The following is an 11,654-nucleotide window of genomic DNA, read 5'->3' as shown; positions in this document are numbered from 1 at the left end:
CGGGGATGCAATCGGAACTGACGCGGACCCTTGAACAGGGCCCCGGTGGAACTGTGCAAGGCGCAGCAAGGCCGGCAGCACCCTTCGGACAGACGGGGATGGCAGCGCCATGAACAAAGACCACACAGATTTTCCGGCCATCCGCCGCAAGGGTCCGAAATTCCTGCGCCGCCTTTTGGCCGGCACCGCCCTTTTCACCGCCACGGATGCTCTCGCCCAGGTTGTCCCGCAAAAGGCCGGCATCTTCGGCTCGTCGGAGGTCGTCACCTTTTCCGTGCTGATCGGCGTCATTTCCGCTGCGATGATCTCGGCGATCTGGCTGATCCGCCAGCGCGGCAACATCGAGGCGGAAAACCGCGAGCTTAGGTCCGACCTTTCCGACGCCAACCAGCGCCTCTCGCGCTACCAAGCGCTGGTCGCCGACAAGAACCGCCGGATCGTCATCTGGGACGGGCTTCTCGAACGCGCCGAACTGCTCGGCCAGCTGCCGGCGGAAACCGGCGCGCCTTCCGACGACCGCGACTTCCTGGCCTTCGGCCGCTGGGTCAAGGCGCAGTCTGCAGGCGAGCTCGAAAAATCGATCGAGGCGCTTCGCACCCAGGCGCGCAGCTTCGATCTCGTCATCGAAACGCAGCGCAATGAAGTGCTGGAAGCCCAGGGACGCGTTTCCGGCGGCCGCGCCTTTGTGCGCTTCATCGCGCTCAACAACATGCGGGCGGAGCTCGCCGAACTGAAGCTCGAACACGACCGGCTCAATATCGCTCTTCGCTCCTTCCATACACTCCTCGACGCAATCGACCTGCCCGTCTGGCAGCGCGGCACCGACGGCGCGCTCGTCTGGGTCAACGAAGCCTATGCCGACGCCGTCGAGGCACCCGATGTCGCCACCGCCGTCGCGGAAAAGCGCGAGTTGCTTGCGACCGTTGCGCGTGAAAAGATCCGGTCGGTCTCGACGTTCGATACGCCTTTCCACGACAAGGTCTCGACCGTCGTGCGCGGCAACCGCACCTTCTTCGACGTCGTCGACGCCCGCAGCGCCGCCGGTTCGGCCGGTATCGCAGTCGATATTTCGGGGATCGAGGCCGTGCGCGAAGAGCTCAACCGCACGCTCAAGAGCCATGCGGAAACGCTCGACCATCTGGCGACGCCCGTCGCGATCTTCGACGGCAACCAGCGTCTGCAGTTCTACAACCAGGCCTTCCAGCGCCTGTGGAACCTCGATATCGGCTTCCTGGAGCGCAAGCCGGACAATGGCGAAGTGCTCGATCGGCTGCGCGCCGGCGGCCAGCTGCCGGAACAGCTCAACTGGAAACAGTGGAAGGCGAACGCACTATCGGTCTACCAGGCGCTCGATACACAGAGCGACCTTTGGCACCTGCCGAACGGACAGACATTGCGCGTCTTTGCCACCGCCCGCCCGCAGGGCGGCGTTACCTGGGTGTTCGAGAACCTGACCGAGAAGGTCGACCTCGAAACGCGCTACAACACCCTCGTCCAGGTCCAGGGCGAAACCATCGATCACCTGGCCGAAGGCGTAGCGGTGTTCGGCCCGGACGGCCGCATCCGCCTGTCGAACCCGGCGTTTCGCGCGATCTGGGGCATCAGCGAGGCTGAAGCCAAACCCGGTACGCATATCAAGGCGATCGAGCAGGCCTGCCTGATCTCCTACGACCAGCCCGACGGCTGGAAGCGTTTCACCCACATCATCACCAGCTTCGACGACGAGCGGCCCTCCAGCCGCGGCATTCTCGAACTCAGGACCGGGCTGATTCTCGACTACGCGGTCATCCCGCTGCCGAACGCCCAGACGATGCTGACCTTCGTCAACATTACCGACAGCGTCCGGGTCGAGCGCGCGCTCACCGAAAAGAATGAGGCGCTGCGCAAGGCCGATGCGTTGAAGAACGACTTCGTCCACCACGTCTCCTACGAGCTGCGCTCGCCGCTCACCAACATCATCGGTTTCGCCGATCTCTTGAAGACGCCTGCGTTCGGCGACCTCAACGAGCGCCAGGCAGAGTATGTCGACCATATCGCCACGTCGTCGTCGCTGCTTCTGACGATCGTCAACGACATCCTCGATCTTGCGACCGTCGACGCCGGCATCGTCCAGCTCGACCTTGCCGACATCAGCCTCACCGATTTCCTCGACGACATCGCGTATCAGATGGCCGACCGTCTGACCGAAAGCGGAGTGACGCTCCGGATCGCCGCACCTGATAATCTCGGCCGGATGGTCGCCGATCAGCAGCGCCTGAAGCAGATCTTCGTCAAGCTGCTCACCAATGCCGCGAACTTCGCCCCCGATGGCAGCGTCATCGAACTGGCGTGCCGCCGCGAGGGCAGCGACTTCATCTTCTCGGTCTCCGACAGCGGCCCCGGCATTCCGCAGGACGTGCTCGACACGGTCTTCAACCGCTTTGAAAGCCACGGTCAGCGCGGCGGCGCCGGCCTCGGGCTTTCGATCGTCGAGAGCTTCGTCAGCCTGCATCACGGCACGGTCTCGATCCGCAGCAAGGAAGGCGAAGGCACGGAAGTGACCTGCCGCATCCCTTCGGCCGACGTGCCGTCCACCGTCGCGGCCGAATGATGCCGGCGATCGAGCGCCATCTTGCAAACGAGGCGGCAACGATCGAGCTTGGTGAGGACCTGGCGCTCGCCCTGAAGCCTGGCGACTGCGTCGCTCTTTCGGGCGATCTCGGCGCCGGCAAATCCACACTGGCGCGCGCCTTTCTGAGAGCCGTCGCCGATGACGACGGCCTGGAAGTGCCGAGCCCGACCTTCACGCTGGTCCAGAGCTACGACTTGCGCATACCCGTCGCGCATTTCGACCTTTACCGGCTGGCCGATTCCAGCGAGCTCGACGAACTGGGCTTCGATGAAGCCCTGTCGCAGGGCATCTGCCTGGTCGAATGGCCGGAACGGGCGGACGACGCCCTCCCCTCACGTCGCATCACGCTTGCGATCACCCACGAGAAGGACGGGCGACGCGTCGGGATTTCGGCGCCTGATGACACGCTGCAGCGCATCGCCCGAACGCTTTCGATCCGCGAGTTTCTCGATACGAACGGACATTCCAAGGCGCGGCGGCGGCACCTGAGCGGCGACGCCTCGATCCGGGCCTATGAGCGCATTTACCCGGCGGACGGCTCCGTTAGCCGGATTCTGATGGATTCGCCGCGGCACAAGCCGGGCCCGATCCTTCAGGACGGAAAGTACTATCAGCAGCTGGCGCATATCGCCGAAGATGTCGTTCCCTTCGTCGCCGTCGACCAGATGCTCATTGCCCGCGGCTTCGCGGCACCTGAAATCTACGCCCGCGACATCGACCAGGGCGTCCTCTTGATCGAAGATCTGGGCTCGGACGGCGTTCTCGATGCGGACGGAGAGCCGATCGACGAACGCTACATCGAGAGCGCGCGGCTGCTTGCTCGCCTGCACGCGGAACCGGCCGAGGCCGAGATCAAGGTCGAGCCGACTGTGATCCACCGCATTCCGGATTTCGACCGGACGGCGATGAAGATCGAGACGCGGCTTTTGACCGACTGGTATCTGCCCTGGAAACGCGGCGCGCCGGCAAGCGACGACGAGAAGCGCGAATATGGAGAGATCTGGGACGGCCTGATCGACCTCCTGCAGACATCCGAAACGAACCTGCTGCTGCGCGATTTTCACTCGCCGAACATCATCTGGCGCGGGGAACGCGAAGGTCTGAACCGGATCGGCCTCATCGATTTCCAGGACGCAATGATCGGTCCGACTGCCTATGACGTCGCGTCCTTGGTTCAAGATGCCCGCGTCACCATCCCGCCTTCGCTCGCAAGCCGGATGATGGACGCCTATCTCGCCGAACGGCGCGCGGGTGGTAGCTTCGACGAGGCTATGTTCCTTCGCGACTGGCACCTGATGTCGGCGCAGCGCAACTGCAAGCTCGTCGGCATCTGGGTGCGGCTGATGCAGCGCGACGGCAAGTCCGGCTACATGAAGCACATGCCGCGCACTTTCGCCTATCTTCAGGCGGCGCTTTCACATGAATCGCTGAAACCCTTGCACGACTGGTGTATGAAGACCGGAATCCTCGTTTCCGAATCAGCGAACTGACAGAGAATCAATGTCGATCAGCAATGCGATGGTGCTCGCCGCGGGCCTCGGCACCCGTCTTCGTCCGATCACCAACACCATGCCAAAGCCGCTCGTCGAGATCGCCGGCAAGCCGATGATCGACTACGTGCTGGACCTCCTGGTGGAGGCCGGCGTCAGCACGGCCGCGGTCAACGTGCATCATTTCGCCGACCTGATGGAAGGCCATCTCAGCCAACGCAGCGCCCCGGAGATCGTGATTTCGGACGAGCGCGAGGCGCTGATGAATTCCGGCGGCGGTCTCGCCAAGGGGCTGAAACTGCTGCCGGAGGGGCCGGTTCTGGTGATGAATGCCGATCTCTTCTGGGTCGGCGAGCCCAAGGGCAAGCCCAGCAACCTGACGCGCCTGGCCGCCGCCTTCGACGCGGAGCGCATGGACATGCTGCTCCTTTGCGTGCGCGACGAGGATACGACCGGCCACAACGGCAAGCGGGATTTCTCGCTGGGTGACGACGGCAAGCTCACGCGCTACGCCGAAGGCCTGCCGAACCCGGTGGTCTATGCCGGCGCGATCGCGCTTCACTCCCGGCTTTTTGCCGACGCGCCCGACGACGCCTTCAATCTCAACATCTACTTCGATCGCGCCGCCGAAGAAGGCCGTCTTTACGGCCTGCTGCTCGACGGTCACTGGATGACGGTCGGAACGCCCGAGGCGATCGGCGAAGCGGAGGCGGCGATCCGCCGCCTCCAGCCGGAGGGATGAGCGTGCGTGGCCGCCGGTCCAACGTCTTCACGATCCCGCCCGGCCTCCCCTTCCTGAAGACGCTCGCCGAAAAGCTTTGCGACGGTAGCCTGACGCCGGACTTCCGCTACGACCCGGCCGATCCCCTGCCGCTTGCCGGCGTGACGATCTTCGTGCCAACGCGGCGCTCGGCCCGTGTGCTCCGGTCCGAGTTCGTCGACCTGCTCGGCGGCCGCTCCACCATCCTGCCCACGATCAAGGCGCTCGGCGAGACCGATGACGACAGCGGCTTCTTCGATGCCGAGGTGCCGGCGATCCTCGATCTCGCCCCGCCCCTGCCCGGGACCGCACGCCTGATCGAGCTTGGCCGGCTTATCCTCGCCTGGCGCAACCGGCTGCCGAAGGTGGTGCTCGACATCCATGCGGAGAGCCCGCTGATTGCGCCGGCAAGCCCTGCCGATGCGATCTGGCTCGCGCGCAATCTTGCCGACCTCATCGACGCGATGGAGACGGAAGAGCTCGACTGGGACAAGCTCGACAAGCTCGATGCCGGCGAGCACGCCCTCTGGTGGCAGCTGACGCTCGAATTCCTGAAGATTGCCCGCAGCTACTGGCCGGAACGGCTGGAGGAACTGAAACAATCCTCGCCCGCGCGCCACCGCAACGCCATCCTGCAGGCCGAGACGCAGCGCATCGCCGCCGGCAAGATCGAGGGCCCGATCATCATTGCCGGTTCGACCGGCTCCATTCCCGCAACGGCCACGCTGATTGCCGCCGTGCAGAAGCTGCCCAACGGTACGATCGTGCTGCCTGGCCTCGACCAGACGATGAGCGAGGCCGAATGGCACATGATCGTCGCCGACGCCGCCCTTGACGGCAGGCCGGACCCGGCAAGCCGCAGCCACCCGCAATACGGCTTTTACAGGCTGCTGAAACGCATGGGCGTACTGCGGCCCGACGTGACCGCCCTGGCTGTCGCCGAGGTCGACCTCGACGTCCGTGCCGAGATCCTGTCGCACGCTCTTCTGCCGGCCAAGGCGACCAATGCATGGACCGCGATGCGCAGCGAGCTGGATCCGGCGTTGCTGCAGCAAGCCTTCCAGGATGCAGCCCTCATCGAAACCGCCAACGAACGCGAGGAAGCGGCCGCGATCGCGGTCGCCTTGCGGCTCGCGCTCGAAGGCAGCGACGAGAGCCAGGCAGCGCTGATCACGCCGGACCGCAATCTCGCACGGCGGGTCGGCGCCGAGCTTGCCCGCTTCGGCATCGAGGCCGACGATTCCGCCGGTACGCCTCTCATCGCGACGCCGCAGGGCAGCCTGCTGCGGCTGCTGCTAGAAGCATGCCTGCGCCCCGGCGATCCCGTGCCGTTCGTCGCGCTGCTCAAGCATCCGCTGGCGCGCTTCGGGCTTTCCCGCGACAGGATGCGCGAAGGGGCCGACGCGCTGGAACGCATGGCACTGCGTGGCAGCACCGCGACGGTCGATCTGCTGGTCCTCGGATCCGTGCTCGACGCGGCGATCGTCCGGCACAAGACCGATCGCCATCCACCGGAATGGCGCATCGGCATCGGGGATGACGCGCTTGAGGCGGCCCGCGACGTGGCGGCGAAGATCGGTCTCGCGGTGGCACCGCTCGCCTCAGCGCTGACGCGAAGCCGGGACGGAAGCCGCGTGTTCTCGGACGAATTTACCTTTGCCGACTGGGCGATGCGCACCGGCGAGGCCCTGGAAGCGGCCTCAGCCGACGAGCGTGGCGACCTCGGTGGGCTTTGGTCCGGAGAGGCCGCCGATACGCTCGCAACTCTCCTTCGCGGCATCATCGAAACCGACGGCCAGATGACCGCGGACGGGCCGCAATGGTGCGATGTCGTCGAAGCCCTATCGGCCAGCGCCGCGGTCAAGCCTCGCTCCATGCGCCATCCGCGGGTGTTCATCTTCGGCGCGCTGGAATCGCGCCTGCAGAGCATGGACCTGGTGGTTCTCGGCGGCCTGAACGAAGGCAATTGGCCGGGCCAGACGGCCAACGATCCGTTCCTGTCGCGCACCATGAAGACGGGGATCGGTCTTGAGCCGCCTGAACGACGCATCGGCCAGCTTGCGCACGACTTCCAGATGGCCTGCGGCACAAGGCGGCTGATCTTCACCCGCTCGATGCGCCAGGGCGCAGCACCCACCGTCGCCTCGCGCTGGCTGCAGCGGCTGCTGGCGCTCGGCGGCGAACGGCTGACGCGAGCGCTGCACGCCAATGGCGCCGACTATCTCGCCTGGGCCCGCATGCTCGACGACGGCGGCCGCCAGCCGCTGGCCGAGCGTCCCGCCCCCAAGCCGCCGGCGGACCTACAGCCGCGCAAGTACTCTTTCAGCGAAGTGTCGCGGCTACGGCGCGACCCCTACGCGATCTATGCGCGACGCATCCTTCGGCTGGATCCGCTGCTGCCGTTCAACAGTGACCCCGGCCCGGCCGAGCGCGGCACGCTTTACCACCAGATCGTCGAGCGTTTCGTACGCGCCGGCGTCGATCTGATGTTGCCGGCGGCGGAAGAGGTCATGCACCGGCTGCTGAACGAGGCTTTCGACGAGGCGCGACTGCCCACCCATATCGACACGATCTGGCGGCCGCGCTTTGCCGCCGTCGGCTTGGCCTTCATCAAATGGGAACGGGACCGCGCCCGCTTCATCCGCCGGTCGCGCACCGAAGTGGCGGCATCGATGGAGCTCGGCGTCGCCGACATGCGGCTGACCGGCATTGCCGACCGGCTCGATACGCTGACCGACGGCAGCGTCGAGATCGTCGACTACAAGACCGGCTCCAGCCCATCGACCAAGGAAGCGCGCGTCCTGCTCGACCCGCAGCTCGCGCTGGAAGCCGCGGCCCTCAAGGCCGGCGCCTTTAAGGACATGCCGCCCAGCCACCCACAGTCGCTGCTCTATGTCCGGCTCAAACCGGGCGCGCGCTTCAAACCGGAAGCGGTCAACAACGAAGGCAGCAAGTCGAAGGAGACGAAGTCGGCCGATCAGCTTGCGGACGAGTCGCTTGCCGAACTCAGGAAGCTGCTAAGCGCGCTGCTTTCGGGCAAGCATGGCTTTGCCTCGCGCGTGATTGTTCAGAAAGAGCGCGATTATGGCGGCGAATACGACCATCTGGCACGCGTAGCCGAATGGTCGACGGCCGACAGCGAAGAGGAGGATGGCGATGAGGGATGACGACCTCGGCCCCGAACAGGCGACGCCTCAAAGCTGGCTCGACTGGACTTCGCGCCGGCAGTCGCTGGCTTCGGACCCGGACCGCTCCGCCTGGGTGTCGGCCAATGCCGGCTCCGGCAAGACCCACGTGCTGACCCAGCGGGTGATACGGCTGCTGCTTGCCGGCTGCCGCCCCTCGGCGATCCTCTGCCTCACCTATACCAAGGCGGCGGCCTCCGAAATGTCGAATCGCGTGTTCGAACGGCTGGCCGAATGGGTAACGCTCGACGACGCGACGCTCGAAAAGCGGATCGAGGCGATTGAGGGCGAGCGGCCCGGGCGCTTGAAGCTGCAGGAGGCGCGGCGCCTGTTCGCCCGCGCGCTGGAGACCCCGGGCGGCCTGAAGATCCAGACGATCCATGCCTTTTGCGAGGCGCTGCTGCACCAGTTTCCGCTGGAGGCCAATGTCGCCGGCCATTTCTCGGTTCTCGACGATCGCGCGGCTGCGGTTCTGCTTGCCGATGCGCGCCGGCTGCTGCTGACCGCGACCGCGGCCAAGGACGATCCGGCTCTTGCCCACGCCTTTGCCACCGTGCTCGACATCGCCGACGATACCGGCCTGGAAAAGCTGCTGGCCGCAATCGTCGAAAACCGAACCGCGATCCAGGTCTTCCTCGAACATGCCGACGGGCTCGGCGGCACCGAGGCCGAGCTGCGCCGGGCGCTGAAGCTTTCGCCGGGGGAAAGCGTCGATGGCGCCATGGCGACGATCTGGCCCTTGGCGGGCTTGAACGGCGCGGCGCTCGAAAGGTACTTCTCGCTCGCCACCAGCGTCGGCGGCACGAAGGTGCTCGACTTTGCGGAGGGGCTGAGGACCGTTTCGAAGATGACGGATCTCAGCGCGCGCTATGACGGGCTCAGGCATCTGTTCTTCACCGGCACGGGCAAGCCGCGGGCGCAATCCGCCTTCCTCAACAAGGCGATGCAGCAGGCTGCCCCCGATCTCATTGACCTCGTGGACGAGGCCTATCGCCATGTCGTCGCCTGCATCGATCACATCAGCATCCTCAGGATGTTCGAGGCGACGCTGGCGGCGCTGACCCTCGCCGAGCGGCTGAATGCCGACTACGAGGAACTGAAGCGACGCCGCAGCCAGCTCGATTTCGAGGACCTGATCAACCGCACGGCGGCGCTCTTTGCCCGCGGCGACGTCAGCGCCTGGGTACACTACAAGCTCGACCAGGGCATCGACCATATCCTCGTCGACGAGGCGCAGGACACCAGCCCGGCGCAGTGGACGATCATCCAGGCGCTGGCTTCCGACTTTTTCTCGGGCGAGAGCGCACGCGGTACTGCCCGCACGATGTTTGCTGTCGGTGACGAGAAACAGTCGATCTACTCCTTCCAGGGCGCCCGTCCGGAGCGGTTTTCGCGCGAGAGCCAGGAGACCGAACGGCGGGTGCGCGACGGCGGCAAGGCTTTCGAGCCCATCCGCCTGCAGCTCTCCTTCCGCTCGACCGTCGACGTGCTTTCGGCCGTTGACGCCGTCTTTGCCAATCCGGCGCATGCGCGAGGCCTCAGCGCCCGCAACGAGCCCGTGGTGCATGCTTCGAACCGCATCGGCCATCCCGGCGCCGTCGACATCTGGGACGTGATTGCCGCCGAACCGGTGGATACAGACGAGGAATGGACCGCCGCCTTCGACGCAACGCCGGAGAGTGCGCCGGTCAACATCCTCGCCCGCCGGATCGCAGCCACGCTGGAAAGCTGGATCGGCAAGGAGACGATCGTCGAGAAGGGCGTTCGCCGGCCGATGCGCCCGGGCGACGTGATCGTACTGGTCCGCAAGCGCGACGCCTTCGTCAATGCTCTGACGAGAGCACTCAAGCGCCGCAACAACATTCCGGTCGCCGGCGCCGACCGGTTGGTGCTCACCAAGCATATTGCCGTCCAGGACCTGCTCGCCCTCGGGCGGTTCGTGCTGTTGCCGCAGGACGACCTGTCGCTGGCCGCGCTGATGAAAAGCCCGCTGTTCAACCTCGGCGAAGACGCGCTGTTCGAACTCGCGGCGCGGCGCGGCGAAGGCGAAAGCCTCTGGGAGAGGCTGCAGCATGAAGCCGATGACGGTATCCTGTTTCACCAGACGGCGCGAACGCTGAAATCCTACATGGCGCTCGCAAGCCAGCTGGCGCCGCATGACTTCTATGCCCGCGTCCTCGGCGTGCATGGCGGCCGCGCCGCCTTTCTCGCGCGCCTCGGCACCGAGGTCAGCGACATTCTCGACGAGTTCCTGACCTTCGCGCTCGACCAGGAAAGAAGCGGCCTGCCCGGCCTGCAGGCCTTCGTCTCGACGCTGGAAATGGAAGCGCCGACGGTCAAGCGCGAGCAGGACAAGGAACGCGACGAAGTCCGGATCATGACCGTGCACGCGGCCAAGGGCCTGGAAGCGCCAGTCGTCTTCCTCGCCGATGGCGGCGGGGCGGCGTTCAGCAACCAGCATGTGCCCTCTCTTCGCTTCCTGGAGCTTGCCCAGAGAGACGGCACCGTCCTGCCGCTTCCGGTGTGGCGCGCGCCGGGCGCGGAATCGAACTCGCTCATCACCGCCGACGGCGAGCGGCTGAAGACGCTGGCTGAGGAAGAATATCGTCGCCTGCTCTATGTCGGCATGACCCGCGCCGCCGACCGCCTGATCGTCTGCGGTTATCGCGGCCAGCGGGCCGTTACCGATACATGGCACGCTATGGTTCAGGCGAGCCTTGCCGGAGACGAGAGCGGCCGCGGCCACCCGACCAGTTTTCACGCCGGCGGCGAGGAATGGTCCGGCCATGCCTGGCGCGAGAAGCAGCTCGAACGCGATCTGCCCTCCGGCGATGCGCGCTCGGCCGATTCGGGCCGTCCCGCCACCGCCCTGCCAAAGGCGCTTTCGACGCCACTGCCGCCGCAAAAACGGCTGCCGCGGCCGCTCAGTCCTTCCGGCGTCGGCATCGCGGTTGACGAGGACGATGGCGATGCGCTCGTCGGCTCGGCTCTTTTCTCAGAAAAGGCCCCGGCAAACCTCTCGATGCTGCGCGGCGCCATCCTGCACCGCCTGCTGCAGGTTCTGCCCTCGATGGCGGGAGACGATCGCCGGGCCGCGGCCGAACGCTATCTCGAGCGATCCGTGCCCAGTTGGCCTTCAGAACAACGCGCCGCACTGATCGCCAGCATCGAAACCGTGCTCGACCATCCGGACCTCGGCGCAGTTTTCTCGGTGAGCAGCCGGGCCGAGGTTTCGGTCATGGGTACGCTGACGCTCGGCAAGCGTGAGCACGCGGTTTCAGGCCGGATCGACCGGCTGGCCGTCCGCGATGGCGTCGTGACGATTGCGGACTTCAAGACCAACAGGCAGGTGCCGGCATCGCCTAACGACATTCCCTTCGCCTACACGGCGCAGCTTGCCATCTACCGCGCGCTCCTGCAGCCGCTTTATCCGGCGCATGCGTTTCGGTGTGTGCTGATCTTCACCGAGGGGCCGGCAATCCACGTCGTTCCCGACCAGGCACTCGACAGGAGCCTTGAAGACCTCGCAACAAAGTGAGATACCCGATATTGAAAATCCAGCGGTGCCTTCTCACATGAGACACAACATCTGGATACTGCCATTCCGA

At 65.7% G+C, this 11,654-nt stretch carries 5 protein-coding genes; all 5 read left to right on the top strand.

The genetic code is table 11. The features are described 5' to 3' along the window. Positions 1-109: 109 nt before the first annotated feature. Genes FA04_RS17935 through addA form a run of 5 tightly spaced genes read left to right on the top strand, consistent with a single transcriptional unit; the run spans position 110 to position 11,584 of the window. Positions 110-2,590, top strand: coding sequence for a sensor histidine kinase (locus FA04_RS17935; RefSeq protein WP_051659589.1), 2,481 nt, complete (start codon positions 110-112; stop codon positions 2,588-2,590). Further along, complete coding sequence (gene tsaE, locus FA04_RS17930) at positions 2,590-4,101, top strand: tRNA (adenosine(37)-N6)-threonylcarbamoyltransferase complex ATPase subunit type 1 TsaE (protein WP_082572943.1); 1,512 nt, start codon at positions 2,590-2,592, stop codon at positions 4,099-4,101. The genes FA04_RS17935 and tsaE overlap by 1 nt, the downstream gene beginning before the upstream one ends. 10 nt (positions 4,102-4,111) lie before the next feature. Beyond that, positions 4,112-4,843, top strand: a complete 732-nt coding sequence (locus FA04_RS17925; protein ID WP_034801678.1) for a nucleotidyltransferase family protein — start codon at positions 4,112-4,114, stop codon at positions 4,841-4,843. Next, positions 4,840-8,028 (top strand): double-strand break repair protein AddB, encoded by a 3,189-nt coding sequence (gene addB / locus FA04_RS17920; protein WP_034801676.1) that lies wholly within the window; start codon positions 4,840-4,842, stop codon positions 8,026-8,028. The genes FA04_RS17925 and addB overlap by 4 nt, the downstream gene beginning before the upstream one ends. After that, on the top strand, positions 8,018-11,584 hold the full coding sequence (gene addA / locus FA04_RS17915; protein ID WP_034801695.1) for a double-strand break repair helicase AddA: 3,567 nt from the start codon (positions 8,018-8,020) through the stop codon (positions 11,582-11,584). Before addB ends, addA begins: the two co-directional genes overlap by 11 nt. The last annotated feature ends 70 nt before the right edge of the window (positions 11,585-11,654 follow it).

This window comes from Ensifer adhaerens (assembly GCF_000697965.2).
In the GTDB taxonomy this organism is placed as follows: Bacteria; Pseudomonadota; Alphaproteobacteria; order Rhizobiales; family Rhizobiaceae; genus Ensifer; species Ensifer adhaerens.
Note: the sequence above shows the minus strand (reverse complement) of the source record. Positions and strands in the feature narration are given on the sequence as shown.

Coding starts and splice junctions, on each gene's coding strand:
- FA04_RS17935 (WP_051659589.1), top strand. CDS start 110: ATGAACAAAGACCACACAGATTTTCCGGCCATCCGCCGCAAGGGTCCG.
- tsaE (WP_082572943.1), top strand. CDS start 2,590: ATGCCGGCGATCGAGCGCCATCTTGCAAACGAGGCGGCAACGATCGAG.
- FA04_RS17925 (WP_034801678.1), top strand. CDS start 4,112: ATGTCGATCAGCAATGCGATGGTGCTCGCCGCGGGCCTCGGCACCCGT.
- addB (WP_034801676.1), top strand. CDS start 4,840: ATGAGCGTGCGTGGCCGCCGGTCCAACGTCTTCACGATCCCGCCCGGC.
- addA (WP_034801695.1), top strand. CDS start 8,018: ATGAGGGATGACGACCTCGGCCCCGAACAGGCGACGCCTCAAAGCTGG.